Genomic DNA, 24,591 nt, shown 5'->3' on the forward strand with positions numbered 1-24,591 from the left:
GCTCTAGTGCACATTCCGCGGCGGATTAGTGTGCGATGCAGGAACCGCTAGAAACAGTGCTTGTGAGCTCTGCAGCGTTCTCGACAATCGGTTGAACGGCATCCAGCGTGAGAGCGTAGCCGACGTTGTTTTGTTCGGTGCTACTGCCGAAGATTGCACCAACGACGTCTCCGTCGAGTGTGAGAAGCGGGCCCCCAGAATTACCCGGATTGACCTGCCCGGCGAGGGTGTAAACCTCGCGTGGGGCACCTCCGTTTCCATAAATGTCGGGGCTTTCGAACGTGCTGATGTGTTGCACGAGCGCGGCGTGGGTGTTGAACGGTCCGCCGTAGGGGTACCCCTGAAGCGCCGTGCTTGTTCCGGGGCGCGCGGTGACACCAAGTTGCAACGGATCAGCATTTAATCCGGGAACGGCGAGCACCGCGAGGTCATTAATGGAGTCGAAGTACACGATGGTGCTCGGCAGCACTTGACCGTTCAACGCCTCGATGACCGGGTCGGTAGTTCCCGAGATCACATGCGCGTTCGTCATGACTCGTTCGGGCGCAATAACGAACCCGCTGCCGGTCTGGCCCTGACCGCACGCATAGGCGTTTCCTGTTATTCGCACGACCGATTGTGCGGCTGCGGCAAGCGCCGGACTATCAGAGTCGATCGTCGGGATCAGAGCATTGGGGTCGCCGAGCGGAGAGCCAATCAGAGGCAGGGCTTGATCGGTGAGCACAGTTCGCCAGCGGGCGATGCTTGCTTCAACGACGTCGGGCGTGATGTCCTGAATGGTGCGGATGACCGCCGAAGAGGCAATGGTGCGCGAGAGAATCGGCAGGCCAAGTTGGGCAGCGCTGAAGCTGACGGTGGAGATGACGAGGGCCGCAACGACACCAATCACGAGCCCACCAACGGCACGGTTCGCTCCGCGCAGCGCGCTCGTTCGAATCTCAACATGGATTGCTTTGCCGGCAGCAACGCCCACGGCGTGGCCGAGAGCGATGAGTCCGACGGCGACCGAGATGGCAACTATCGCCCGCAACTGTGGAAGCTCCACGAGCTGGGATGCGGCCGGGGCGAGCATCGTGGCAAAGAAAATACCAACGCCAACGCCCGCAATCACAAAAATGCCGCGCGTAAGACCGATGACGAGGCCGTAGATGACATACCCCAGCAGAACCACCACGAGGAGTAGATCGAGCAGGGGCGCCACGTTCATGGGTTCAGCCTAAACTGCGTCGGCCTGTGACGTGCCGAGTTGGGCGAAAGCGAGACGCCAGATATTCTCTGACGGAACGATGTTGGGGGATCCCGTGAGCGAGTCAGCACACAAAGGCCAGGTTCCGGCGACCCCAATGCTCGAACGCGGCTTTGGCGCTGCGATGGCTGCGTGTCTCCGAGCGCAAGCTGATCATGAACCGCGCACCTGGCTTCAAGCCCTCCGCGGAACGAGCCCGTTGTCTGGAGAAGCGAATGATCTGTACCCGCACGGAGTTGGCGAGTTGGAATCAGCAGTGGCGCTCGCCGCGCTGGGATCCGACTGGATGGTCGCGCAATCCGACGACGATCACGATCCGAGCGTGGGCGCCAACCATCTGGTCTTAGGCCCAGCCGGTGCCTTCATTGTGAGCAGCCGCCGGCATCCGGGGGACAGGGTTGTGACGGCGGGGCGCATGATTCTGGTGAATGGTCATCGTGCCGACTACGTGCGCGACGCAACAACGCGTGCAGTGCAATTGTCGGAAGAGTTTACGCAACGAGGAGCGGCCGACGTCGCTGTGCGGCCGATCGTGGCGCTCACGGGCGCATCCGATCTCATCCGTGGCCGGTCGAAAGCGCCGGTACCCGTCCTTGCTCTCGGCGAGCTTGCCGGCTGGTTAATTCGTCATGAAGCGGTGTATTCACGTGCTCAAGTCGCTGCTCTCGTGCCGGTCGCTGGCCGCCTCGCCGGCTGGCAGGTGCGCCCTGCCGTCACGGGTGCGAGCGTGCGACTCACGGCACGATTCGAACGATTGCGAACAGAAGTGGATGCCGCCCGCCGGCGCTCGCGGCTATGGATCATCCTCGGGGCAGCGGTTGCGCTCGCGGCTACCGTCACCATGCTGGCGTTCGCGATTCCCGCCATCGTCGCGCTTGTCTCGGGATAGTGCTTGTCGAGGGATAGTGCTTGTGTCGGGATAGTGCTGCCGGAGCATCCGTTCTGCTAAGCTTTCAAGGTTGCCGTCCAACGGCCGCGGATAAAGAGAGCTCACGCATTCAGCTATGGGCACCGCGCAACGACTAGAGAGGGGATTACCTTATGGCACTTGAAGCAAGTATCAAGAAGGCGATCATCGAAGAATACGCAACCCACCCAGGTGACACGGGATCCCCCGAGGTCCAGATCGCGATGATGACTCGTCGCATCCTCGACCTCACGGAGCACCTCAAGATGCACAAGCACGACCACCACTCACGTCGTGGACTGCTTCTTCTTGTTGGTCAGCGTCGCCGTCTGCTGGGTTACCTGCAGAACGTTGACATCACGCGTTACCGTACGCTGATCGAGAAGCTGGGACTGCGTCGCTAGTCGATTCGTCACACTTGCCAAAGGCCGTCATCGCAATGCGATGGCGGCCTTTGTTGTTTCCGGCAGGGCCCGCCACCTCGCGCTGTGCCTGCCTGGTCACTTAACCAGAAAGGGGCCGGGCTACCCTTGCGGCTGGCCCGACCCCGTTCGGTCGATCGAGAGTGCTAGCTAGACGGTTGCAGCCGTGGAGTTATCGGTGGCGTCCTTGGGCTTACGAGGCAACGTCAGCAGGGTGGTCAGGCTTACGGCGATCATGAGAATCGCGCCGATCGCCACGAGCGAGAACACTCCAGCTGCGGGGAGCACGAACATGGCAACGCCAGCGGCCATGGAGACGATTCCGCTGACCCAACCGAACCAGCGGGGCTGGATGGTGCCGCGCACGCCGCCAACGAGGTCGACGATTCCTTCAAGAATCCAGCCGATTCCGATCACGAGCGCGAGCGCGATGAGCGACTGGAAGGGGTTGGCGAGGCACAGGATGCCGGCAATGACGACGAGGAGTCCCAGGAGGCCGGTCGTCCAGCGCATCGGGGAATCAAGGTTGTTGGCGACGAAGGCCGCGGTGACGCGGTAGATGCCAGAGGCAATGAGGTAGATACCGAAGAGCACCGCGATGGTAAGCAGCGTTGCTCCGGGGAACAGCAGCCCAATCACTCCGAGAACGAGTCCGATGACGGCAACGGCGATGAGTTGCCCGCGGTGCACGCGCAGCAAACCAGGGAGAAGGTCGTTCACCGAAGAGGTGGGGGATGTCGTGCTGTCAGACGAGCTCATGAGAGTCCTTATCCAGAGTTGTCAAGTGATGCCTTACCCTGCCATTCTCCCAGTTCGATTGGCTCGGTGTGCAACTGCGACGCACCGGTTAGGCTCGGTATATGTCGCGACGTGTTACTTTCTCCCAGCTCGGTGGGCCCGAAGTGCTCACTATTTCCGAAGTCACTGAGCCCCACGCGGGCGCGGGGGAGGTGCGCGTGCGAGTCAAGTTCGCTGGCATCAATCCTTTCGACGCGAAGGTGTTCAGAGGCGCCGCCACTGCTGCTCCTCAGGACGTGCAGTTTCCGAGCGGAAACGGCAACGACTTTGCTGGTGTCGTTGACGAAGTCGGCGCTGGAGTAGACGGTTGGACTGTCGGTGACGAGGTTCTCGGAGGCAAGGGCTTTAGCGGCCAAGCTGATTATGTGGTGGTGCCCGCCGACAAGCTCGTGCGCAAACCTGAAGCTCTCAGTTGGGAACAGGCCGGTGGCCTCGACATTGTCGGGCGCACGGCGTGGGCGAGTGTCGACGCGATCGATCTGACGCCGGCTGACACCGTGCTAGTGAGCGCAGCAGCGGGTGGTGTCGGTTCCATCGCCGCCCAGCTTGCCAAGCTCAAGGGCGCGACAGTAATTGGCTCCGCGAGCGAATCGAACCACGAATTCTTGCGTTCGCTCGGCATCCATCCTGTGAAGTACGGCGAGGGCATGGTCGAACGCATTGTGGAGATCAGCCCCGAAGGTATTACAGCTGCTCTGGATAACAACGGCCGCGAAACTGTGGATGCTGCGCTCGCGCTTGGGGCTCCAGCCCACCGCATCAACACAATCGCTGACTACGCCGCGGTCTCGGAATACGGCACATCAGGCGTTGGAGCAGCCGGTGCCACCCCAGCAGACCTTGCGGCGCTTGCCGCGCTGGTTGCTGACGGCTCCGTGCAGGTGCCGATTGATTCCGTCTTCCCCTTCGAGCACGTCTCCGAGGCCTACGCGAAGCTTCTTGAGGGGCACTCTCGCGGAAAAATCGTTCTCGCGCTCTAGCTCACCGCTTGACCCGGATTATCCCTGCGCAGAGAGCGACAACCACTATTTTCCAGCTCCTCACCACCGGCATCATTGCCGGAATCGCCGGTTTTGCGTCCTCGTTTACTCTCGTCGTTGCGGGGCTTCACGCGGTTGGCGCTAGCGACGCGCAAGCGGCATCCGGTCTGCTGATTGTGACCGTCATGATGGGGCTCGTCACGATCGGTTTGGCGTGGCGATACCGGATGCCGATCACCGTGGCCTGGTCGACTCCGGGAGCAGCGTTGCTGATCGTCGCAGCGCAGGGTGATATCGAGTTTCAGGCGGCCGTCGGTGCATTCATCGTGTGTGGCGTGCTCATCATGGTGTGCGGTCTGGTGCCAGCACTGGGCCGACTCATCACTCGCATTCCGCAGCCAATCGCGAGTGCGATGCTCGCGGGCATCCTGTTCCCCATTTGTCTTGCTCCGATCACGGCTTCGGTTGACTACCCGTGGCTGGGCCTGCCGATGGTTGTGGTGTGGCTGATCCTGTTGAAAGTGGCGCCGCGCTGGGCTGTGCCCGGCGCGCTCGTGGCGGCGATTGTCGCGATTGCGCTCACGACCGAGGGCAACCTGTTAGGGGATGCCGCCGTGGTGCCGCAACTGACTCCTGTCGTTCCGATTTTTGACCCGATTCTGATCGTGAGCCTCGGCATCCCGCTGTTCATCGTCACGATGGCTGGTCAGAACGTACCCGGCTTCACCGTGATGCGCACCTACGGCTACGCGGTGCCCGCGGGCCCCGTGCTCACGGTGACAGGAGCGGCATCGGCAGCGAGCGCGTTCTTCGGAGGCCATGCTCTCAACCTCGCTGCCATCACGGCAGCGCTGACGGCCAGTGAAGAAGCGCACGATGATCCCAAGCGACGTTGGATCGCATCCGTCTCCGCCGGAGCAACCTATGTCGTGATTGGGCTGGCGGCAGGCTTTGCGACGGCGTTGGTGTCTGTTGCGCCCCCGATCGTCGTGGTCGCGATCGCAGGCCTTGCCGTGATCGGTGCCCTCATCACGTCGGTGCGCACGGCTCTGGATGCTCCCGAGCATCGCATCGCGGCCATAGCGACCTTTCTCGTCGCCGCGTCGGGCGTCACCGTGATCGGAATCGGCTCCGCGTTCTGGGCGCTCATCGTGGGAGCAGTCATTATGGCGTGGCTCGGCTGGCGCCGAAAGGTGGCTCCCGCGCCGGTGCCCGGTGGCGAAGAACCAACGCCCGAGGGAACCAAACCGGCGACCCCAGAAAAGAAACTTTAAAGTTTTTTGAGAGTGCTGCATCCAAAACAGGGGTTCAGCCGGAAGTACTCCATGTAAGGCGATTTACGCCCGACCATGAGAGGACAAGAACAGTGCGAAACAAAATTTTTGCCGGTGTAGCCGCCGGAGCGATTGCCGCCGTAGGAGTCGCCATTCCCGCCAACGCCATCTCGGACACCACTGCGGACTTGTACGTTCTGCACGCAGTACCGGGACTCACCGTCGACGTCTACGTCAACGGTGAACTCACCCTCGACGACTTCGAGCCCGGTGACCTCGCTGGCCCTCTCGATCTCCCGGCCGACACCTACACGGTCGCGATCACCGCTTCTGACGCTACCGACGACTCGGCGCCCGCTATTGGCCCCATCGACCTCACGCTCGAAGCCAACACGAGCTACACCGCTGTAGCTCACCTCGACGAGTCTGGTGATCCCACGGCAAGCCTCTTTACGAACGACCTCTCGACGGTCGCTGCCGGTGAAGGCCGACTCACCGTTCGCCACACTGCGGCAGCCCCCGCTGTCGACGTGCTCGCCAACGATGCAGTTGCCTTCGAAAACCTGAGCAACCCCGACGAAGTAAAGGCTGACCTCGCGGTCGGAACGATTTCCGCCGCTGTTGCCCTCACCGGAACTACTGACCCTGTAATCGGCCCGGCTGACGTCGATATTGCCGAAGGCGTCAACACCGTCGTGTACGCCTGGGGCAGCGCCGCGGACGACAACCTGACGCTCGCAGTGCAGACCATTGATGGTCTCCACTCAAACCCCACCGGTGTGGATGCCGGAACCGCCGGTCTCGCCGCTGATAACAACAACGGCATCCTCTTCGCCGGCCTCGGCGGCCTCGCAGCGCTTCTTGCTCTCGCAGGATTTGCCGCAACCCGACTCACCGCAGCTCGCGCCGCGAAGTAGTCACCAGCACAACCTCCACAGCACGACCCAGCAACACCAGCACTCACACACCCCAGCAAGGAGAACGTCATGGCCTCGAGAATCCTAGCCCTCACCGCCATGGCGCTTCTCCTTGCTGGCTGTGCTGCAGTCCCCGCCGAATCCATCGCTCCCACGCCCGTGCCTTCTCCGCCGCCAACCGCGGTGATCGATGTGCCCCGCCAGTCGAGTGAACTTGCGCCGGTAGAGCAGCTCGCTGCTCCGGTTCGGATTCAGATTCCCTCCGTGGGCGTGGACATCTCGATTGCTCCGGTCGGTATCCAGCCCGACGGCTTTATGGAAATCCCCGAAAACATCACCGTTGCGGGCTGGTACCAATACGGCTCGTCTCCGAGCAGCGACACAGGGTCTACTGTCATCACGGCCCATGTCGACGACTTCATTCAAGGTCTTGGACCGTTTTCGCAACTGGCATCGATGCCAGCTCAAGCGGAAATCATTGTGACGACCGACGATGGCGTCGATCACCGCTATCAACTCGAATCGGTTCAGAACGTTCAGAAGGCCCAAGTCCCACTCGACCAAGTGTTCGATCGGGACGGAGCGCCACGCATCGTCCTTCTCACCTGTGGTGGACAGTTCGACGAAAATGTGCGGCAATATTCTGACAACGTTGTAGCGATCGCTAACCCGCTATGAACGACATTCTCAACCGGAGAGCTATGACGGACGACGAAGCCGCAGCCGAAGCCCGCATGACGCAGGCCTTCATCGCTGGCGACGAGACGGCGCTCGCCAAGGTTTACAAGCGGTGGTCGTCGCTCGTGTTCACTCTTGCAGTTCGCTCGCTCGGTGATCGCGGCGACGCAGAAGACGTCACGCAAAAAGTCTTCGTCTCCGCGTGGACCGGTCGGTCGAGCTTCAAGCCTGAGCGATCGAGCCTCTCCGCCTGGCTCGTCGGAATTACCAAAAACAAGATTGCCGACACCCACGAAGCCCGGGCACGCATCCGCCGACTTCAAGAAGAGCTGGCGTCGACAACATCGCGAGGGGACGCAGTCGTGGAAGACTTCGACTTAGCGGACACGTTGATGGTGGCCGACGAGATTTCTCGCCTTGAACCAGATGCCCAAGCGATCATGAAGTTGGCATTCTTCGACGATCTCACCCACAACCAAATAGCCGACCGTCTCGAACTACCTTTAGGAACGGTCAAGAGCCATATCCGGCGCAGTCTGCAACGGATGCGAACACGATTGGAGGCGACCTATGCGACACGTTGATCCGGATATCCTTGCGCTGCTCGCCCTCGGTGAGCAAGTCGCCCTCCCCGAAGACAGTGTGCACGTCAGCGAGTGTGAACAGTGCCGCCGCGAGATCGAAGTTCTCTCTCGTGCTGCCATGGTTGGTCGTTCCACCTTCGATGCTGGCGAGCTCGTGGAGCCGCCGTCGCGGGTGTGGGAACGCATCAGCGACGAGCTGTCGTTGGCACCGCCCGCCACGGGAGTTGAAGCCGTGTTGGCTGCCGTCGGCGATGCTGCCGATAGTGCCGATGCTGCCGATGCCCCCGCTTCTCCTGATGTCTCCGCCGCAGGCGCAACGGTGCACTCACTCGCCGAACGCCGACGTCGCCCGTGGGTTGGCATCGTGGCCGCCGCGGCCGCTGTAGCTCTGGTCGCGAGCGCCGGTACCGCGCTGTGGTCAACTTTCAGCCCCGCCGAACGGCCGACCATTCTCGCGAGCGCAACTCTCGACGCGTTCCCGGCGTGGCCAGATTCTGCTGGTGAAGCCACGCTTGAGCAGCTGCCCGATGGCACACGCGTTATCGACGTCAACTTCGATGCTCCCGCGACCGACGGTGGCTATCGCGAAGTCTGGCTGATTACGACGGATGCCACGGCTCTCGTCAGCCTCGGAATCGTCGAAGGCACGTCGGGTCAGTTCACGGTGCCCGACGGTCTCGATATTTCGAGTTACGACCTCGTCGACATCTCGGAGGAACAGTTCGACGGAAACCCGGCTCACTCCGGTGACTCCATCGTTCGCGGTCAGCTCTCAACCGAGGCGTAGCGAAGGCCGCTGCTGAAGTGCCGCCGAACCTTCGGCTCGCCTCGGCTCACTCGAAGCGTGCGGTTTCGAGCCGGTGCAGGGCGAGAGCGACAGACAGCCGGGTGCGGCCGCGCGACGTTCGCACGTCAAAACCGAGCTTGGCGCTGAGTTCCTCCGCGCGAGACTGCACCGTCGAGTGGTGAAAGCCGAGCGTCGCGGCTGCGGCCCGCAAACTTTCACTGGCGGCGAGAGTGTCGAGCATCGGCAGGATGCGCGGTGTCTCGCGAATCACGACACCGAGCGACTGCAGATCGCAATTCTCAGGAGCTCCGGCGGTACTGATTTCGGCGAGTAACAACAGCGAACCAAGATCGTCGCCATAAAGCACGGGCTCATGATCGGAAGTCAGGCGCAGCGCCGTGAGCGCCGACATCCACGAACGTACGAGGTCAGCGGGCGAGGCAGCGATGCCGATGCCGGCGCGCGGGGCGGCGACGGCATCCGTGCTCAGCACGATCTCGGCGCGCACAGCACCCGCAACGGTGGTGATCACGGCAGATGGCCCGGCCGCGGCCTTCGCAGTGCTCGCTGGTTGAGTGATCACGCGATAGCGGGTGGTGGCAACCAAATGGAGAGCGTGGGCGGCGGTTTGTCGGCTCTCGGCGCTCTCCGATGAATCGAGCAATGTTTCAACGGGGTTGTGAACGGACTCAGCGGGCCCGGTGCGTTCGAACAGGATGCCGAGGGCGAGCGCCACTCGTTCGAGAATCATGTCGTCGTTTGCGTGGGGGCTTTCGTCGCGTTCGATCCACACGGTGCCGCCACCGGTGACCGCCCGTGCTGGCCAAGACGCGGGGGTGCCCGCTTCGGGGCTGCGACGTCCGCGTTCGTCAACGCGAAGGGTGAGGGCTGGAGAGGTGAGCCCGCTAGCGCAGCCGGCAAGCATGCTGGCGCCGCGCAAGAGAACTTCAACGCTCGCGTGGCCTGCGGTGAGCGCATCGAAGTACGAGATCACCCGCAGGGTTTCGCTGGCTTCGGGGTCAAGCGCTTTCAAGCGCCCGGCTAGTTCTTGCATTCTCGTTCCGCCCTCTGTGGTTCGAGCCCTACTCTATTGCGGCCTGCCCAGAACAAACAGTCGCAGCAAGGCCCGAACCACAGCGGTATCAGTCGCGCTTCAGCCTGCCGGCTCGTTACACACCGAGCGTGCGGCGCAACCAGTTGAGTCGAGCGTCTTGAGTGGCGATGGAGAGGGCGGCGAAGGGAGCCATGGCATCGTAGCCGTGGAAGCCGCCGGGCCAGACGTGCAGCTCGCAGTGGCCGCCCGACGCCCAAATGGTTAAGGCGTAGGCGACGTCTTCGTCGCGAAATACTTCCGAGGTGCCCACGTCGATAAAGGCGGGCGGCAAGTTGCTGAGGTCCGTCGCTCGCGCGGGGGCCGCATAGATCGAGACGTCGTCGGTCTTTCGGCGGTCGCCGAGCAGAGCATCCCAGCCGGTGTCATTGCTGCCGCGATCCCAGACTCCCGTGCCGTCGATCTGATAGCTCGACACTGTCTCGTTGCGGTCATCGAGCATGGGGTAGATCAGCATCTGAGCGGCAAGCGCGGGTCCCTTGCGGTCGCGTGCCAAGAGCGTCGTGCCCGCAGCAAGGCCACCTCCAGCGCTACCGCCGGCGATAACGAGTTTCGTCGCGTCGATGCCGAGCCGTGCTGCGTTCTCCGCCGTCCAGACGAGAGTCGCATAGCAGTCTTCGACCGGAGCGGGGTCAGGATGCTCAGGAGCTAACCGGTACTCGACCGACACGACCACGGCATCCAGCTCGTCGACCCAGCTGAGCATTGTCTCCATGCCGCTGAAACGGTCGCCAATGATCATTCCGCCGCCATGCGTGTGAACGATGCCGGGCCCGGCAACGCTGTGATCGTTGCGGTGAAAAATGGAAACCAGCAGGTCCCCACCGGGACCCGCGAAGGTCTCTTCGCGGTGAGTGATCGCCCGCCCTTCGAGCAAATCGGCGACGGGCGTAGCCAGCCCGGCCCGAAGAGGCTCGATCATCGCGGGAGTGAGTGTTGGCGGCAGCTGCTCGTTCACGATCGACAGCACTGCAGCCAGCTCGGCATCGAACGGGGGAGCGGGATGAACATTGTTCGTAGTCATGAGACCTCCATTGGTCTGCGTCACGCCAGTGTGACGGCCTATGTCCACGCTAGAGCGTTGCGGCTCCACGGTAGTACCGCCAGCCACTCCACGTTCGGAGCCCCTTAACCGCCATCTGGCGGTACGGTGCTGGAATTATCGGGAAACCGTGCGGTTGAACCGGATAACTGATTCATCCAGACAGATTTTGGGAGACCGGAGCACACCATGCAGTTCGGAATTTTCACCGTTAGCGACGTCACGACTGACCCGACAAACGGCACAACGCCCACCGAGGGCGAGCGCATAAAAGCCATCGTGACGATCGCTAAGAAGGCAGAAGAAGTCGGGCTCGATGTCTTCGCCCTGGGGGAGCACCACAACCCACCGTTCTTCTCCTCAAGCCCCACCACGACGCTGGCGTACATCGCCGCGCAGACCGAGAAGCTCATCCTCTCGACCAGTACGACGCTCATCACCACCAACGACCCCGTGAAGATCGCCGAAGACTACGCGATGCTTCAGCACCTCTCCGATGGTCGCGCCGACCTCATGATGGGCCGCGGCAACACTGGGCCGGTCTACCCATGGTTTGGCAAAGACATTCGAGAGGGCATCCCGCTCGCCATCGAAAACTATTCGCTGCTGCACAAGTTGTGGCGCGAAGAGTTCGTCAACTGGGAAGGCAAGTTCCGTACGCCGCTGCAGGGCTTCCAATCGACGCCACGACCGTTGGATGGCGTGCCTCCCTTCGTGTGGCACGGCTCGATCCGCAGTCCCGAGATCGCTGAGCAAGCCGCGTTCTACGGTGATGGTTTCTTTGCCAACAACATCTTCTGGCCCAAAGAGCACTACATGCGCCTCGTCGGCTACTACCGCCAGCGCTTCGAGCACTACGGTCACGGCACGGCAGCGCAGGCCATCGTAGGTCTTGGCGGCCAGGCATTCATGCGCAGCAACTCGCAGGCCGCGAAGGCTGAATTCCGCCCGTACTTCGACAACGCACCGGTTTACGGCCACGGGCCATCAATGGAAGATTTCACCGACCAGACTCCGCTCGCCGTGGGCAGCCCGCAAGAGGTCATCGACAAGTACGCCGGGATGCGTGAACACTTCGGCGACTACCAACGCCAGCTCTTCCTCATGGATCACGCCGGCTTGCCGCTCAAGACCGTTCTCGAGCAGCTCGACATCCTCGGTGAAGAAGTTGTGCCGGTGCTCCGCAAGGAGTTCGCCACGAATCGACCTGCCGAAGTCCCGGATGCCCCAACCCACGCCTCGCTCGTCGCTCAGCGTGATGCGGCTCTCGCCGCCTCCGCAGCCGACGCCCCGGCGACTGTCTAGTTTCGCGGCCCGCCGCGCACCCACACCCAGATCCATAGAAAGAAGCACACCATGTCCGACGTCAAGAAGATTGCCGTCATCGCCGCTGGACTCAGCCAGCCGTCCTCAACCCGCCTCCTCGCCGACCGCCTCACCGAGGCAACCATCATCGATCTGCGGGAACGTGGCATCGAAACCGAAGTGACCGTCATCGAGTTGCGCGACCTCGCGCACGACGTCACGAACAACCTGCTCACGGGCTTCCCGAGCGCCAAGCTCGACGAGGCAATCGCCGCGGTTGCTGGCGCTGACGGACTCATCGCCGTCACGCCCATCTTCACCACGAGCTATAGCGGGCTGTTCAAGTCATTCATCGATGTGCTCGACCCGCAATCGCTCACCGACCTACCAGTACTGCTCGGCGCGACCGGTGGCACCGATCGGCACTCTCTCGCGATCGACTACGCGATGCGACCGTTGTTCAGCTACCTCCACGCTGTGGCGGTGCCGACGGGAGTGTATGCGGCATCCGCCGATTGGGGAAGTGGTTCAGGCAGGACGTCGAGCACCCTTCCCGCACGAATCTCGCGGGCGGCCGGGGAGTTGGCGGCGCTCGCCGCGGTTTCCCATCGCTCCTCGCGGGTGACCGACCCCTTTGCCCTTCCCGAGGGGTTCAGCCCCGTCGGGAGCTTTGGGGCGCAATAAAACGAACCGGCGGTGGCGGGCACGGGTGACACCGAGCCCGCTGCCGAGGGTCTAGACAGTGGGGAAGGTTCCGCCGAGCACTTCGCCATCATCGTAGATTGATCGTGGGCTACCGATCACTTTCGGATCAGGAATCCCGACTACATCGTTGTCTTTGTTGGTGTAATCAAATTGCGCGAGGAGCCAACGCATCGCTTCGGTTCGAGCGAGCTTCTTATCGTTGGATTTGACGACGGTCCACGGGGCCTGCGGGGTATCGGTATAGAAGAACATGGCTTCTTTGGCCTCGGTGTAGTCATCCCATTTGTCGAGGCTTGCGAGGTCTGTTGGCGATAGCTTCCATTGCCGCACTGCATCGTGGGACCGCGCGGCAAACCGTGCGCGTTGTTCATCCCGGCCAACAGAGAACCAGAATTTCACCAAATGGATGCCCGATTGCACGAGCATGCGCTCGAACTCGGGTGCTGAGCGGGTGAACTCGAGATGTTCATGCGGCGTGCAGTAGTCCATTACGCGTTCTACACCGGCTCGGTTGTACCAGGAGCGGTCGAAGATCACTATCTCGCCACCGGTCGGCAAGTGCTGCACGTACCGCTGGAAGTACCACTGCTTTCGCTCGCGCTCGGTGGGGACTTCGAGCGCAACCACCCGGGCCCCTCGAGGATTGAGATGCTCCATGAATCGTTTGATGGCGCCGCCTTTGCCTGCGGCGTCGCGGCCCTCGAAGATGATGACGACCTTTCGGTCTGTCTCCTTGATCCACGACTGAAGTTTGAGCAGCTCGATCTGAAGCAATCGTTTCTGGCGCTCATACTCGCGACGGGACATCTTGGTCTCATATGGATGACCGTGCCGCCACGCGACTTTCGGTTCTTGGGGTGGCAGAACGCTGTGCTCGCTAGGGGAGGGGGCACTCGTTCCACTTTCACGCGAGACCGCGTCGGAGTTGGCTTCTGGTCCTGAATCACCGCTGGATGAGGTCATTCAGCAATTCTACAGCGTGTAGAAAAAATAGCTCGAAAAACTTAGCTCAGCGAGAAAAGTACTGATCTCACCGGGAAAAGCCTGTCGAACCGCGCGTCATTCAGCCGTGACTACCCGGTCTTGCGGCGGAAGTCGCGCTTGTGGTCTGCGCGGTCCTGCGTGCCGTGGATAGCCGATTCGGCATCCAAATGGCCTGGACGTGATGTTTGCTTACCCTGCTTGCGGTCAAGCGCCTCGCGGAACCTGCGCTTGTTCTCTTCGCTCGCAGAGGGTGTTTCTTCTGTGGGTTCCATACTTGTCAGCGTAGGCCACCTCTAGGGCAATGCGCTCCTCGTTCGTGTCGCGCGCCAATCTCTGGGGCTTCACAGGCCCCCGGTGCTACGATTATGGGAGTTGTCCTGCTAGTTAGAGGGCAACGCACGGAGCAGGCTGGCAAGAAGCTGGTCACCGGTGGTAATTTTCCGAGTCGTTCGGAGGCTTTCTACTGTTGGCCAGACATGCGCCGCCACTCTAGGCATGCGCATGAACCATCGCGTCCTTCTGCCCGCTCCTGCTCCTTGACGAGTCGCACACCACACGGGTGCGCGACGTAAAACAAAGGAGAAACCCCCGCATGGAGGGTCCAGAAATCACATTCGCCGAAGCCGTTCTCGATAACGGCAAGTTCGGCAAGCGCACCGTGCGCTTCGAAACCGGTCGACTCGCTCAGCAGGCACAGGGTGCCGTTGCTGCGTACCTCGACGAAGAAACAATGATCTTGAGCGCCACGAGCGCGGGTAAGCACCCGCGTGAAGGCTTCGACTTCTTCCCGCTCACCGTGGATGTCGAAGAGCGTTCGTACGCTGCCGGCAAGATCCCCGGAAGCTTCTTCCGCCGCGAGGGTCGTCCCTCCACGGAAGCGATCCTCGTCTGCCGTCTCATCGACCGTCCGATGCGTCCGACGTTCGTTGAGGGTCTCCGCAACGAAGTTCAGATCGTCATCACTGTTCTGAGCATCGCTCCGGACGAGTTCTACGACGCTCTCGCGATCAACGCCGCATCGCTCAGCACCCAGATCTCAGGACTCCCGTTCTATGGTCCGGTTGCCGGCATCCGCATGGCTTTGATCAACGACCAGTGGGTTGCCTTCCCGAAGTACAGCCAGCTTGCTGACGCTGTCTTCGACCTCACCGTTGCTGGCCGCATGGTCACCAACGACAAGGGTGAAGAAGACATCGCCATCATGATGGTGGAAGCAGAAGCTACCGAGAACAGCTGGGAGCTCATCAAGGCTGGCGCGACCAAGCCCGACGAGGCTGTTGTTGCTCAGGGTCTCGAAGCTTCCAAGCCGTTCCTCAAGCAGCTTGTGAAGGCTCAGCTCGAGGTCTCGACCAAGGCTGCCAAGCCCGTTGCCGAGTTCAAGCTCTTCCCGCCGTACTCCGACCAGGCGTACAACGCGGTTAGCGAAATCGCTGAAGCTGAGCTTCGCGATGTCTACAAGATCGCGGACAAGATCGAGCGCCAGACCGCTGATGACGAGCTCAAGGCTCGCGTCAAGGCTGAGGTTCAGTCCAAGGTCGACGCTGAAGAACTCGGCGAAGACGTTCTCGGCATGGTTGGCGGAGCGTACAAGGCCGTCAGCAAGAAGGTCATGCGCACTCGCGTCCTCACCGAGGGCATCCGTATCGACGGCCGTGGCTTGAGCGACATTCGTGCGCTCGATGCTGAGGTTGAGGTCATTCCTCGCGTTCACGGTTCGGCAATCTTCCAGCGCGGCGAGACTCAGATCTTGGGTGTCACCACGCTGAACATGCTCAAGATGGAGCAGCAGATTGACTCACTGGCACCAGTGACCAAGAAGCGCTACATGCACCACTACAACTTCCCGCCCTACTCGACTGGTGAGACCGGTCGCGTTGGTAGCCCGAAGCGTCGCGAGATCGGGCACGGCTTCCTTGCCGAGCGCGCCATCGCACCGGTGCTTCCTGCGCGTGAAGATTTCCCTTACGCGATCCGCCAGGTATCCGAGGCTCTCGGTTCCAACGGTTCAACGTCGATGGGTTCCGTCTGTGCATCGACTCTGTCGCTGCTCAACGCTGGTGTGCCGCTGCGCGCACCGGTTGCGGGTATCGCTATGGGCCTGATCTCGGATGAAGTTGATGGCGTCACGCGCTACGCAGCTCTCACCGACATCCTCGGTGCTGAAGATGCTCTCGGCGACATGGACTTCAAGGTTGCCGGTACGAGTGAGTTCATCACCGCTATCCAGCTCGACACCAAGCTCGCTGGTTTGCCTTCGTCGGTTCTCGACGGTGCACTCAAGCAGGCCAAAGAAGCGCGTACCGCGATTCTTTCGGTGATCAACGCTGCAATCGATGCTCCTGACGAGATGGCCCCCACGGCACCTCGCGTGATCTCGGTTCAGATTCCGATCGACAAGATCGGTGAGCTGATTGGCCCGAAGGGCAAGAACATCAACCAGATCCAGGATGACACCGGAGCCGACATCTCAATTGAGGATGACGGAACGGTCTACATCGGCGCTGTCGATGGTCCTTCTGCTGAGGCTGCACGCGCGGCGGTCAACGCTATCGCGAACCCGCTCAACCCTGAGGTTGGCGAGCGCTTCTTGGGTACGGTCGTCAAGATCGCTACCTTTGGTGCTTTCGTTTCGCTCACCCCTGGTAAAGATGGTCTGCTGCACATCTCCGAGGTTCGCAAGCTTGCCGGTGGCAAGCGTGTTGAGAACGTCGAAGACGTGCTCGGAGTCGGCCAGAAGATTCAGGTTGAAATCACCAAGATCGATGACCGTGGCAAGCTCTCGCTTGCTCCCGTCCTCGACGAGGCTGACGCAGAAGCAGCGGCTCCCGCTGACGAAAGCTAAGTCCCGCTAAACGCACATCACACGGCGCCTCTTCTCGTTGAGAAGGGGCGCTGTGTCGTTAACGGCACGGGGGGAGTGTGCGCACGAAAACTTTCTTGCGCAAATGACAGCCAGAAAGGGGGTAGTCACCCTAGTCTGCCCTTCGTTGGGGTGCCGCTATGTGGGGGTTGCCGCGCTATTGTGTGGTTGTGACCCGAATCACTACACCTCTTGATGCCTTCATGAGCGACATGCTCATTTGGCTAGAGACCGCATGGTATTTGTGGGTGGCGCTCGGCATTGTTGTAATCGTCGTGGTCGTCAGCGTGGTTGTTGCGAAGATGCGCAACCGAGGCTACGAACGCGTTCCGCACTACTACCGCCGTAACACCTAAGTCAGAGACTCTCGCGTTCTCCCGATTGCCCGTATTCCCGATACGGGATGCTCGTCGTGCCTGCGCTTTCTGCTGCGCGCTTTCGGCCGAGCGTTTCGTAAGCGAGCTACTCGCTAGTGCTCGACAGCCCGATCAGCTGGGCGCGGGCAACGATGTGGTCGCGTAGTGCGAACCCCAGCATGGCGGGAGTGCTTCCTTCGGCAACGTCGAGTCGTTCGACGTTGAGTGCACTCACGGTGAAGACATAGCGGTGCGGCCCATGGCCAGCGGGAGGGGCTGCTCCTTGGAACGAGGTGAGCCGCAGTTCGTTGGGAAGAGCAATTGCGCCGTTGGGCAGGAGTTGGGCATCCGGATTGCCGGCGTCGTGCGGCAACGACTCAACGGAGGCGGGGATGTTGTAGACCGCCCAGTGCCACCAGCCGCTGCCGGTGGGGGCATCAGGGTCAAAGACCGTCAGCGCGAAGCTCTTCGTGCCGGAAGGGAAGCCGTGCCAGTGCAACGTGGGGGAGCGATCTTCGCCGCCGGCATTCGCAATTCCGGAGCGAGCCCACTGGGGAAGCATGCCGCCCTCTTCGAAGTCAGGACTTTCGAGCGCAAATGAGGGGACTTGAGGCAGTTTCCAGTTGGGGTCATTCACGGTGATTGTCCTTTCGGTTGCAAAAAACGACGCTGGGGCCAGTATGACGAGAATGACGTCCGGATGACACTTTCACGGGGCGTGTGACCCGAAAATGACAGTTTTCGACACGGACTAATAACGATCTGTCTGTCCTCCCTCCATTCAGTGCTGTGGCGACATATTCTTACCAAAAGCCTTGTGGGAGGCCGTTATGACGCAGGTGCACCCGACTCAATCACTGACGGGTTCCACTCGCGCGCGTCCAGTAACTGGGCAGCATTTCTCTACCCGGGTAATCGGGTCATCTGACCTCCGTGTTTTCCCGGTTGCGCTCAGCGGAAACATCTTCGGCTGGACCGCAGATGATGCTGCAACAGCATCGATCCTCAACGCTTTCGCCGACGGCGGTGGCAACTTCATCGACACAGCAGACTCCTATGCTTCTGGTCGCAGTGAGCTAATGATCGGAAAGTGGATGCGCGTCCGTCGCAATCGCGATCAGATTGTGGTGGCGACCAAGGTCGGCAAGAGCCGCGATAACCCCGGCATGGAAGCGGACGCCATCAAGCGTTCGGTGGATGCCTCGCTTGCGCGGTTAGGGACATCCCACATCGATCTTTTGTACCTGCACGTCGATGACGAGAGTGTCGACTTCGACGAGACTCTGCTCGCGGTCGACGAACTTATCGGCGAAGGCAAAGTGCGCTACTTCGGCGGTTCCGATCACACGGGCAATCGCCTTATCCAGGCGCGCATCGCGTGCGGTCAGATGGGCGTTGCCCCCATGGTGGCTGTGCAGGCGCACTACAACCTTCTTCACCGCCAAGAGTACGAAACCGGGCTCGCCCACGTGGCAGCCATTCAAGGCCTAGGTGTGATGCCTCGGTTCGCGCTGGCTAGTGGGTTCTTGAGCGGCAAGTACCGACAGCGTGCCGATCTGGCGCTCAACTCGCGCGGTCACGATGCGGCGCAGTACCTGCGTCGCCGCGGTATCAAGATTTTGAATGCTCTCGACGGAGTCGCCGAAGAGCAGGATGAAAGCGTTGCGACGATCGCTTTGGCGTGGCTCTTGAACAAGCCTGGTGTTGTCGCACCCGTGGTGAGCGCTAGCCGTGCAGAGCAGGTTCCTGAGCTCATCGCGGCGGCGCGCGTGCAATTGACGCGGCACCAGTCAGCCGAGTTGGATCGCGTCTCTAACTTCTAACGCACGTTTGTAGCAGGCGCGTTCTGGCGTCGATCGCGTCTCTCGCTACTGCTTCGTTCCAGCCGTCAGCGTGCCTCACCGTCACGGGGAATCGGGCGCGCAGGTGGGTCGCTAGACCTTCACTGAGTCAGAGAGTACGCGCTTGACCACGCGGGCCATGGCGGCGCCAGCAGCGATGGTGTCGCCAGCGTAGCCACCGGCGAGGGCGCCATCCTTGGCGAGCATGAGCTCGTCAGCGGCGTCGCCGGCAAAGGGGTGCTCTGCGGCGCGCATAAGTTCGTAGAGCGACTCGTTGTACCAGTCGCGGTGATCAGCGATCAGCATACGGACGGGGTGCGTCGGGTCGGGGAACTCTGCGACAACGTTGAGAAACGGGCATCCACGGAAGTCGGGCTTAGTGAGCTCCGCAGCGACTGACTCCAGGAGGCCAAGAACAGCGTCGTGCGGTGAGGCGGCGTTGTCGATTATCGACTGCACGTCACCCTCAACGGCGGCACGGCGGCTCTTGACGTACTCAAGGATGAGGTTGTCTTTTGAACGGTAGTGCTTGTAGAAGGTTGCCTTGGTCACGCTCGACTGGGCGATGATGCGGTCTACCCCGACGTTCAGAATGCCGTCTTGGTAGAAGAGTGTGTTGGCCGTCTCTAAGATGCGGCCTTTGGCCGGAGCGCGCTGCGCGGTCTCTGGTGTCTCAAATACCATCGCAGCGCACTCCTTCCGTGGAGGTTCGGATCAGGAACTGTCCCCACTATGTGCATCGCTAGATTCGGGTCCAAGCGATGCGGTTTGTTTCATAACCCGGATTCGGGTCTGGGTTATGTGGTTTACATCAACCGGTTCGGGTCCGGATGATGGGTTGTCGGCTTCGGGTGCCTAGAAAGAACATTAGCATGTGAGGACATACAGACAAGTCTGTCTGTCCCCTTTTTTTCACCCCAATATGGGGGACGCAATCCGACCGAATCTGAGCAATCGGCTCAGGAGAGAGACAAATGACGTAGGCTCAGTGGTGATGAGCGACGCTGTAATTCTTCCTCTTGACCTTCCCGAACTGTCGTTCACCGCAACCGGCGACAGTCTCGTTCGTAGAACTGTTTTGCCGAGCGGTGTGCGCATTCTGAGCGAACAAGTACCCGGAGCGCGCAGCGCAACCGTGGGCTACTGGGTTGCTGCCGGTTCCCGTGACGAACATCCCGAGACATTCGGCGCCACGCACTTTCTTGAGCACCTGTTGTTCAAAGGCACCGCCGCGCGTTCGGCTCTTGACATTGCTGTGAGCTTCGATGCTGTGGGCGGTGAGCACAACGCGATGACGGCCAAGGAATACACCTGTTACTACGCCAAGGTGCAAGACATCGACCTGCCGATGGCGATCGAGGTCATCGGCGACATGCTCACGTCAAGCCTCATCGATCCCACCGAGTTCGCTAACGAGCGCGGCGTCATTCTCGAAGAACTGGCGATGGCCGACGACGATCCCACGGATGTTGCCAGCGAGCGCTACTTCGAGGCCGTGTTCGGCGCTCATCCACTCGGCCGTCCTATTGGGGGAAGCCCCGACACCATCAATGCGATCTCGCGCGATGCCGTCTGGGACCATTACCAAGCCAACTATCGTCCGCAAGACCTCGTCATCACGGTGGCAGGGGCGGTTGACCACGATGAACTCGTAGCAGCGATTTCCGCGTGCCTCGTTTCGGCCGGCTGGGATCTCTCGGTAGAAGCAGCTCCGGTTGCGCGTCGCGACCTCTCTGGCAGCGCGCATTCTCCGGTGCTGACCCCTGGCCAACGGCTGCACGTCACGCATCGCCCCATCGAGCAGGCCAATATCATCGCCGGGGTCGAAGGCCTCTCCGCGACCGATAGTCGTCGCGCAACGCTGACGGTGTTGAACTCGATCCTGGGCAGCGGCATGTCGTCGCGCCTTTTCCAAGAGGTGCGCGAAAAGCGCGGGCTTGCCTACTCCGTCTACTCGTTCTCACCGAGCTACTCCGACGCAGGCGTGTTTGGTATTTATGCCGGATGCTCGCCCGAGAAAGTCACCCAGGTTACTGACCTGATGCTCGCGGAGTTCCACAAGCTAGGTACCGCCCACGTCACCGACGAAGAGATCAGCCGTGCGATTGGCCAGCTGCGGGGAGGGTCAGCGCTCGCGCTCGAAGACTCCGATTCCCGCATGTCACGCCTCGGCCGCAGTGAGCTCACTCTCGGTGAGTTCGTCGACCTCGACGCCTCCATTGCCCGCATCTCGGCAGTTACTGCCGACGACATCCAAGAACTTGCTCATGAACTCTCGTCGCGCCCCCTCTCTATTGCAGCGGTCGGGGCCGTCAACGAAGAGATGTTCTCGGGGCTTGCTCTCGGCAGCGTTGCCCAGAGCTAGATCAGCAAAGGAATGATGATGGCGCATTACCTGTATCTCGTACGGCACGGAGAGCAGCAGGACGCAGAGCACGGGTTACCCGACGGACCGTTGTCGGGCAAAGGAGTCCGGCAGGCCCAAGCGATCTCTGAACGACTGAGCGGGGTTCCCTTCACTCGAGCGTTCCATTCGCCGTTGCAGCGTGCAGAAGAGACAGCCGCGATTATGACCGAGCGGATGCCCGCCCTTGAGTCTCAGCCGACGACGCTACTTATGGACTGCATCCCCAGCGGCCCCACTCACGATATGCCCGCAGCCTTTGAGCCCTTCTTCGGTTCCGTGACGGATGAAGAGATCGACGCCGGGCAGGCGCAAATGGAAGATGCCGTCAACGAGTTCTTGACTCCGGCGCGCGAGGACCGCCATGACCTTCTTATTACCCACAACTTTGTGATTTCGTGGTTCGTGCGCGAAGTGCTTGGCGGGGATCAGTGGCGCTGGCTCGGCCTTAATCAGGCCAATTGCGGGCTGACAATTATCCGTGTGCGCAGTGCCAAGCCACCCGTGCTCGTGACCCACAATGACCTCGGGCACTTGCCCGCTGAGCTGCGCACCGGGTTGCCCGCGGAACAGCCCTACTAGCCAGTTCTGCTCGGCAAGGTTGGGGTGGCCCTTGCAGGGGATGCCGGGATTAGCGCAGCGTTTTGAGGTACCAGGTTGTGGCGTTCGAGTTGTCGTTGTAGGGCTCGCACGGCTCGAAGCCGCTTGAACGGTAGAGCCCACCAGCCGCGGCGAGGCTTTCGTTGGTATCGAGTACGAGTTCCGTAGCGCCCCAGGCGCGTGTGCGTCGTTCGAGTTCGCTGAGAAGCTGGCGGCCAAGACCCTTACCGCGACCATCAGGGCGCACCCACAGGTGCTTCACCTCGAACCGGCCGGGCTCAAGTTGGCGGATGCCGCCACAGCCGAGTGCGGTCGCCTGCGACTGAGCATCAACGGCAGATGCTTCCGATGCAACGGTGGGCTTCGCATCACGTCCGGGGCCAGCAGCAGGCTCGGGGGCCGTCTCGATGACCAGGAAAACCCCGCGCGGCTCAGTGAACTGTTCCGGCGTGGGAAACGTAGTGACATAGCCCGAGGGCGTCGGGAAGGTCTCAGCACGGTAGCTGAAGTATTCCGTCAGAAGTTCGTGGGCGAGGGCATCCGTCACGGGAAGAGAGCGAAACTGTGGCACAGCACCAGAGTACTCGCGGCGCAGCGGGGGAGTAGTCGGTGAGCCCGCTCAGGATTGGTAGATTTGAACAATGACAACGAAAGTAGCGGTAGTCGGCGCAACCGGTCGCATGGGCAAATACATCAGTGGCGTCGTAGAGGCTGCTGCTGATTTCTCGCTCGTCGCCGCCCTCAACTCACGGTCTGAACTCAGCGAGATGCTCGCGGCAGACATCGTGGTGGATGTCACGGAGCCGAGTGTCTCACCCTCGGTTGTCGATTTCGCGATCAGCAATGGCAAGAGCGTGCTCGTTGGCACGTCGGGCTGGAGTGAGGACCGCGTTCAGGGCTTGCGCTCAACCTTGACGGAGACTCCCGAGGTTGGCGTCGTTATCATTCCCAACTTTTCTGTCGGATCGGCCCTCGCGACGTCCTTTGCGACCGCCGCCGCTCGCTATTTCGACTCGATCGAAATCATCGAGAGCCATCACGCCGCCAAGGTCGATTCTCCGTCGGGAACCGCAGTGCGCACCGCCGAGCTCATGGCGGATGCTCGCTCAGAGCGTGGCCCGGCGTTGGCCCCGCACGTCGATCAGCGCGCCCGGGGCGAGCAGGTGGCTGGTATTCCCGTGCACAGCCTGCGGATGACGGGAGTGATCGCGCACCAGCAGGTCATTTTCGGTGGTCCCGGCGAAGTGCTCACCATCGACCACCGCACAATGTCGCAAGATTCCTACGAGGCTGGAATCCTGTTGGGGCTCCGTGCCGTGGTCAGCGCTACCGGCGTGACGGTTGGTCTCGACCAACTCATAGACCTCTCACCAGCATCGGGCGCACCCTCCGCATGAAAACACGCATAGCCGCACTGGTCATGGTGGCGCTTCTCGCGCTCTACATGATCTTCGTGATCAACTATTCGATCGTGCTCATCCGCATCGATCAGCCCATTGCCACCGTCATGGGCTGGGCTTTGCTCGTGCTGCCGCTGATCGGTTTTTGGGCGCTCGCCGCAGAACTGTTTTTCATTTTCCGGGCCGAGCGACTGCTCACCACTCTTGAGGAGGAAGGTGCGCTGCCGGATGAGGTGGTTGAGCTCTTGCCGAGCGGCCGCCCCGATCCCGCGACGGCAGATCGCGCCTTCGACCGCTATCGTACCGAGGCTGAGGCCGCACCAGAATCATGGCGTGCCTGGCTGCGCTTGGGGCTCGCGTATGACGCTAGCGGCGACCGCAAGCGGGCTCGTTGGGCTACCCGACGGGCAATCGCGCTCTCGCGCGCGAAGCCGGCGCCCACCGCCTAGCTAGCTTCGTTGGTCGGCGAGAGTACCTCTACTCGACGAACGCGTCGATGGCCTGTTCGATGGTGGTGTGGCGGAACGTGAATCCCGTGTTGGCTAGCGTGGGCGATTGAACGTTCTCATCGACCAAAATGAGGTCCTTACCGGCGTCGCCCAGCATCCGGAATGCGAAACTCGGAACCACAAACCAGTGTGGCCGTTTCATCTTTTGGGCCAGTGTTTTTGTGATGGTTTCAGCGGTTGCTGGAGTGGGGCCGACGAGCGAAACGGCGCCGGCAAAATCGCTGCGTAGTAGATGGACGATAGCCGCGGCTTCATCGTGCAGGCTGATCCATGGCCAGTATTGGGCACCGCTGCCGAGCCGGCTTCCGACCCCAAACCGCGTCAAGAGGTTGAGCGGCGTGAATGCTCCGCCCCGGCCGACCACAATTCCGGTGCGGAACATGACGAGCCGAGTTGTGCTCGGCGTTAGTCGCGCCGCTTGCTCCCACGCGTAGACGACATCGCTCAGAAATCCTGTTCCCTTGCTCGACTCATCAGTGAGCACTTCACCGGGGCGGCTGCCAAAGTAACCAACGGCCGACCCGCTGAGAAACACGACGGGCGGATTCGAGGCGCGCCGAATCGCTTCGGCCAGCGCGCGTGTGCCGTCTACGCGCGACCGCAAAATCTCGCGCTTATAGCTGGGCGTCCACGGGAGCTTGCCTGTGGACGCACCAGCGAGGTTGATGACGGCGTCAGCGCGCTCGATGGCCCGTTCATCCACCGTGCCCGATCGTGGATCCCAATCGTATTCGCCCTCGGCGGTCGGTTCGCGACGCACAAGCTGCATCACTTCGAATCCCGCAGCGGTAAGTTGGGCTACCAGCTCTGTTCCGATGTAGCCAGACGCGCCGGCAACAAGGACTCGTGAAATCGGGGGACGGGGAGCGGACTCGTTCATG

27 protein-coding genes are annotated in these 24,591 nt (G+C 61.4%); 17 read left to right on the top strand and 10 right to left on the bottom strand.

The features are described 5' to 3' along the window. Positions 1-25 precede the first annotated feature (25 nt). The gene (locus I6E74_RS13885) at positions 26-1,207 is read right to left on the bottom strand and encodes a MarP family serine protease (RefSeq protein ID WP_197126688.1); all 1,182 of its coding nucleotides are present in this window, start codon (positions 1,205-1,207) and stop codon (positions 26-28) included. 94 nt (positions 1,208-1,301) lie between these two features. On the opposite strand from I6E74_RS13885, the gene I6E74_RS13890 reads away from it, so the two are divergent. After that, on the top strand, positions 1,302-2,135 hold the full coding sequence (locus I6E74_RS13890) for a hypothetical protein (RefSeq protein WP_197126689.1): 834 nt from the start codon (positions 1,302-1,304) through the stop codon (positions 2,133-2,135). 152 nt (positions 2,136-2,287) lie between these two features. Continuing rightward, the gene (gene rpsO / locus I6E74_RS13895) at positions 2,288-2,557 is read left to right on the top strand and encodes a 30S ribosomal protein S15 (protein ID WP_009771894.1); all 270 of its coding nucleotides are present in this window, start codon (positions 2,288-2,290) and stop codon (positions 2,555-2,557) included. 168 nt (positions 2,558-2,725) lie between these two features. Here rpsO and I6E74_RS13900 read toward each other — a convergent pair whose 3' ends face one another. Further along, positions 2,726-3,334 carry an HdeD family acid-resistance protein gene (locus I6E74_RS13900; RefSeq protein ID WP_197126690.1) on the bottom strand — a complete coding sequence of 203 codons (609 nt, stop codon included), beginning with the start codon at positions 3,332-3,334 and terminating at the stop codon, positions 2,726-2,728. Between the two features lie 101 nt (positions 3,335-3,435). Between I6E74_RS13900 and I6E74_RS13905 the strand changes: the two genes are divergently transcribed. The 6 genes from I6E74_RS13905 (at position 3,436) to I6E74_RS13930 (ending at position 8,593) form a co-directional block, all read left to right on the top strand. After that, complete coding sequence (locus I6E74_RS13905; protein ID WP_197126691.1) at positions 3,436-4,353, top strand: NADP-dependent oxidoreductase; 918 nt, start codon at positions 3,436-3,438, stop codon at positions 4,351-4,353. 8 nt (positions 4,354-4,361) lie between these two features. Further along, positions 4,362-5,627, top strand: coding sequence for a benzoate/H(+) symporter BenE family transporter (locus I6E74_RS13910; RefSeq protein ID WP_197126692.1), 1,266 nt, complete (start codon positions 4,362-4,364; stop codon positions 5,625-5,627). 92 nt (positions 5,628-5,719) lie between these two features. Beyond that, positions 5,720-6,544 carry a DUF4397 domain-containing protein gene (locus I6E74_RS13915; protein WP_197126693.1) on the top strand — a complete coding sequence of 275 codons (825 nt, stop codon included), beginning with the start codon at positions 5,720-5,722 and terminating at the stop codon, positions 6,542-6,544. Between the two features lie 69 nt (positions 6,545-6,613). Next, a complete protein-coding gene (locus I6E74_RS13920) occupies positions 6,614-7,222 on the top strand; it encodes a class F sortase (RefSeq protein ID WP_197126694.1) in 609 nt (202 codons plus the stop codon). A gap of 23 nt (positions 7,223-7,245) precedes the next feature. Then, complete coding sequence (locus I6E74_RS13925) at positions 7,246-7,806, top strand: RNA polymerase sigma factor (protein WP_197126695.1); 561 nt, start codon at positions 7,246-7,248, stop codon at positions 7,804-7,806. Further along, positions 7,793-8,593 carry an anti-sigma factor gene (locus I6E74_RS13930; protein ID WP_197126696.1) on the top strand — a complete coding sequence of 267 codons (801 nt, stop codon included), beginning with the start codon at positions 7,793-7,795 and terminating at the stop codon, positions 8,591-8,593. Before I6E74_RS13925 ends, I6E74_RS13930 begins: the two co-directional genes overlap by 14 nt. A 46-nt stretch (positions 8,594-8,639) precedes the next feature. Here the strand turns inward: I6E74_RS13930 and I6E74_RS13935 are convergent, their stop codons facing one another. Together I6E74_RS13935 and I6E74_RS13940 are read right to left on the bottom strand one after the other, a co-directional pair. Next, positions 8,640-9,647, bottom strand: coding sequence for a helix-turn-helix domain-containing protein (locus I6E74_RS13935; protein WP_197126697.1), 1,008 nt, complete (start codon positions 9,645-9,647; stop codon positions 8,640-8,642). Between the two features lie 115 nt (positions 9,648-9,762). Next, positions 9,763-10,728, bottom strand: a complete 966-nt coding sequence (locus I6E74_RS13940) for an alpha/beta hydrolase (protein WP_197126698.1) — start codon at positions 10,726-10,728, stop codon at positions 9,763-9,765. Between the two features lie 207 nt (positions 10,729-10,935). Here I6E74_RS13940 and I6E74_RS13945 point away from each other — a divergent pair, with 207 nt between their 5' ends. After that, positions 10,936-12,051 (top strand): LLM class flavin-dependent oxidoreductase, encoded by a 1,116-nt coding sequence (locus I6E74_RS13945; protein ID WP_197126699.1) that lies wholly within the window; start codon positions 10,936-10,938, stop codon positions 12,049-12,051. A 51-nt stretch (positions 12,052-12,102) separates the two neighbouring features. Further along, positions 12,103-12,735 (top strand): FMN reductase, encoded by a 633-nt coding sequence (locus tag I6E74_RS13950; RefSeq protein ID WP_197126700.1) that lies wholly within the window; start codon positions 12,103-12,105, stop codon positions 12,733-12,735. Positions 12,736-12,786: 51 nt separating this feature from the next. Here the strand turns inward: I6E74_RS13950 and ppk2 are convergent, their stop codons facing one another. After that, positions 12,787-13,719, bottom strand: a complete 933-nt coding sequence (gene ppk2 / locus I6E74_RS13955) for a polyphosphate kinase 2 (RefSeq protein WP_197126701.1) — start codon at positions 13,717-13,719, stop codon at positions 12,787-12,789. Between the two features lie 110 nt (positions 13,720-13,829). Further along, positions 13,830-14,012, bottom strand: a complete 183-nt coding sequence (locus I6E74_RS13960) for a DUF5302 domain-containing protein (RefSeq protein WP_197126702.1) — start codon at positions 14,010-14,012, stop codon at positions 13,830-13,832. Between the two features lie 320 nt (positions 14,013-14,332). Here I6E74_RS13960 and I6E74_RS13965 point away from each other — a divergent pair, with 320 nt between their 5' ends. Beyond that, a complete protein-coding gene (locus tag I6E74_RS13965) occupies positions 14,333-16,582 on the top strand; it encodes a polyribonucleotide nucleotidyltransferase (protein WP_197126703.1) in 2,250 nt (749 codons plus the stop codon). Positions 16,583-16,770: 188 nt separating this feature from the next. Then, complete coding sequence (locus I6E74_RS13970) at positions 16,771-16,956, top strand: hypothetical protein (RefSeq protein ID WP_197126704.1); 186 nt, start codon at positions 16,771-16,773, stop codon at positions 16,954-16,956. 106 nt (positions 16,957-17,062) lie between these two features. Here the strand turns inward: I6E74_RS13970 and I6E74_RS13975 are convergent, their stop codons facing one another. Continuing rightward, complete coding sequence (locus I6E74_RS13975; RefSeq protein ID WP_197126705.1) at positions 17,063-17,593, bottom strand: YbhB/YbcL family Raf kinase inhibitor-like protein; 531 nt, start codon at positions 17,591-17,593, stop codon at positions 17,063-17,065. A gap of 193 nt (positions 17,594-17,786) precedes the next feature. Between I6E74_RS13975 and I6E74_RS13980 the strand changes: the two genes are divergently transcribed. Then, positions 17,787-18,779: an aldo/keto reductase gene (locus I6E74_RS13980; protein WP_197126706.1), complete on the top strand. Its 993-nt coding sequence runs from the start codon at positions 17,787-17,789 to the stop codon at positions 18,777-18,779. Between the two features lie 111 nt (positions 18,780-18,890). Here the strand turns inward: I6E74_RS13980 and I6E74_RS13985 are convergent, their stop codons facing one another. Next, positions 18,891-19,481, bottom strand: a complete 591-nt coding sequence (locus I6E74_RS13985) for a TetR/AcrR family transcriptional regulator (protein WP_197126707.1) — start codon at positions 19,479-19,481, stop codon at positions 18,891-18,893. Between the two features lie 310 nt (positions 19,482-19,791). On the opposite strand from I6E74_RS13985, the gene I6E74_RS13990 reads away from it, so the two are divergent. Continuing rightward, positions 19,792-21,162 (top strand): pitrilysin family protein, encoded by a 1,371-nt coding sequence (locus I6E74_RS13990; protein ID WP_197126708.1) that lies wholly within the window; start codon positions 19,792-19,794, stop codon positions 21,160-21,162. An 18-nt stretch (positions 21,163-21,180) separates the two neighbouring features. Further along, on the top strand, positions 21,181-21,783 hold the full coding sequence (locus I6E74_RS13995; protein WP_197126709.1) for a histidine phosphatase family protein: 603 nt from the start codon (positions 21,181-21,183) through the stop codon (positions 21,781-21,783). Between the two features lie 49 nt (positions 21,784-21,832). Here I6E74_RS13995 and I6E74_RS14000 read toward each other — a convergent pair whose 3' ends face one another. Further along, the gene (locus I6E74_RS14000) at positions 21,833-22,372 is read right to left on the bottom strand and encodes a GNAT family N-acetyltransferase (protein ID WP_197126710.1); all 540 of its coding nucleotides are present in this window, start codon (positions 22,370-22,372) and stop codon (positions 21,833-21,835) included. Between the two features lie 70 nt (positions 22,373-22,442). On the opposite strand from I6E74_RS14000, the gene dapB reads away from it, so the two are divergent. Together dapB and I6E74_RS14010 are read left to right on the top strand one after the other, a co-directional pair. Next, complete coding sequence (gene dapB / locus I6E74_RS14005) at positions 22,443-23,198, top strand: 4-hydroxy-tetrahydrodipicolinate reductase (protein WP_197126572.1); 756 nt, start codon at positions 22,443-22,445, stop codon at positions 23,196-23,198. Beyond that, a complete protein-coding gene (locus I6E74_RS14010; protein ID WP_197126711.1) occupies positions 23,195-23,650 on the top strand; it encodes a hypothetical protein in 456 nt (151 codons plus the stop codon). The genes dapB and I6E74_RS14010 overlap by 4 nt, the downstream gene beginning before the upstream one ends. A 28-nt stretch (positions 23,651-23,678) precedes the next feature. On the opposite strand, the gene I6E74_RS14015 is transcribed toward I6E74_RS14010, so the two are convergent. Then, positions 23,679-24,590 (bottom strand): TIGR01777 family oxidoreductase, encoded by a 912-nt coding sequence (locus tag I6E74_RS14015; RefSeq protein WP_197126712.1) that lies wholly within the window; start codon positions 24,588-24,590, stop codon positions 23,679-23,681. Between the last annotated feature and the right edge of the window lies 1 nt (position 24,591).

Origin of the sequence: Salinibacterium sp. SWN139 (genome assembly GCF_015864625.1) — a bacterium.
GTDB lineage: Bacteria > Actinomycetota > Actinomycetes > Actinomycetales > Microbacteriaceae > Rhodoglobus.

Excerpts from the sequence above, each read along its gene's own strand:
- I6E74_RS13885 (WP_197126688.1), bottom strand. The coding sequence starts at position 1,207 with ATGAACGTGGCGCCCCTGCTCGATCTACTCCTCGTGGTGGTTCTGCTG.
- rpsO (WP_009771894.1), top strand. The coding sequence starts at position 2,288 with ATGGCACTTGAAGCAAGTATCAAGAAGGCGATCATCGAAGAATACGCA.
- I6E74_RS13900 (WP_197126690.1), bottom strand. The coding sequence starts at position 3,334 with ATGAGCTCGTCTGACAGCACGACATCCCCCACCTCTTCGGTGAACGAC.
- I6E74_RS13905 (WP_197126691.1), top strand. The coding sequence starts at position 3,436 with ATGTCGCGACGTGTTACTTTCTCCCAGCTCGGTGGGCCCGAAGTGCTC.
- I6E74_RS13920 (WP_197126694.1), top strand. The coding sequence starts at position 6,614 with ATGGCCTCGAGAATCCTAGCCCTCACCGCCATGGCGCTTCTCCTTGCT.
- I6E74_RS13925 (WP_197126695.1), top strand. The coding sequence starts at position 7,246 with ATGACGGACGACGAAGCCGCAGCCGAAGCCCGCATGACGCAGGCCTTC.
- I6E74_RS13930 (WP_197126696.1), top strand. The coding sequence starts at position 7,793 with ATGCGACACGTTGATCCGGATATCCTTGCGCTGCTCGCCCTCGGTGAG.
- I6E74_RS13935 (WP_197126697.1), bottom strand. The coding sequence starts at position 9,647 with ATGCAAGAACTAGCCGGGCGCTTGAAAGCGCTTGACCCCGAAGCCAGC.
- I6E74_RS13940 (WP_197126698.1), bottom strand. The coding sequence starts at position 10,728 with ATGACTACGAACAATGTTCATCCCGCTCCCCCGTTCGATGCCGAGCTG.
- I6E74_RS13945 (WP_197126699.1), top strand. The coding sequence starts at position 10,936 with ATGCAGTTCGGAATTTTCACCGTTAGCGACGTCACGACTGACCCGACA.
- I6E74_RS13950 (WP_197126700.1), top strand. The coding sequence starts at position 12,103 with ATGTCCGACGTCAAGAAGATTGCCGTCATCGCCGCTGGACTCAGCCAG.
- ppk2 (WP_197126701.1), bottom strand. The coding sequence starts at position 13,719 with ATGACCTCATCCAGCGGTGATTCAGGACCAGAAGCCAACTCCGACGCG.
- I6E74_RS13960 (WP_197126702.1), bottom strand. The coding sequence starts at position 14,012 with ATGGAACCCACAGAAGAAACACCCTCTGCGAGCGAAGAGAACAAGCGC.
- I6E74_RS13965 (WP_197126703.1), top strand. The coding sequence starts at position 14,333 with ATGGAGGGTCCAGAAATCACATTCGCCGAAGCCGTTCTCGATAACGGC.
- I6E74_RS13980 (WP_197126706.1), top strand. The coding sequence starts at position 17,787 with ATGACGCAGGTGCACCCGACTCAATCACTGACGGGTTCCACTCGCGCG.
- I6E74_RS13985 (WP_197126707.1), bottom strand. The coding sequence starts at position 19,481 with ATGGTATTTGAGACACCAGAGACCGCGCAGCGCGCTCCGGCCAAAGGC.
- I6E74_RS13990 (WP_197126708.1), top strand. The coding sequence starts at position 19,792 with ATGAGCGACGCTGTAATTCTTCCTCTTGACCTTCCCGAACTGTCGTTC.
- I6E74_RS13995 (WP_197126709.1), top strand. The coding sequence starts at position 21,181 with ATGGCGCATTACCTGTATCTCGTACGGCACGGAGAGCAGCAGGACGCA.
- dapB (WP_197126572.1), top strand. The coding sequence starts at position 22,443 with ATGACAACGAAAGTAGCGGTAGTCGGCGCAACCGGTCGCATGGGCAAA.
- I6E74_RS14010 (WP_197126711.1), top strand. The coding sequence starts at position 23,195 with ATGAAAACACGCATAGCCGCACTGGTCATGGTGGCGCTTCTCGCGCTC.
- I6E74_RS14015 (WP_197126712.1), bottom strand. The coding sequence starts at position 24,590 with ATGAACGAGTCCGCTCCCCGTCCCCCGATTTCACGAGTCCTTGTTGCC.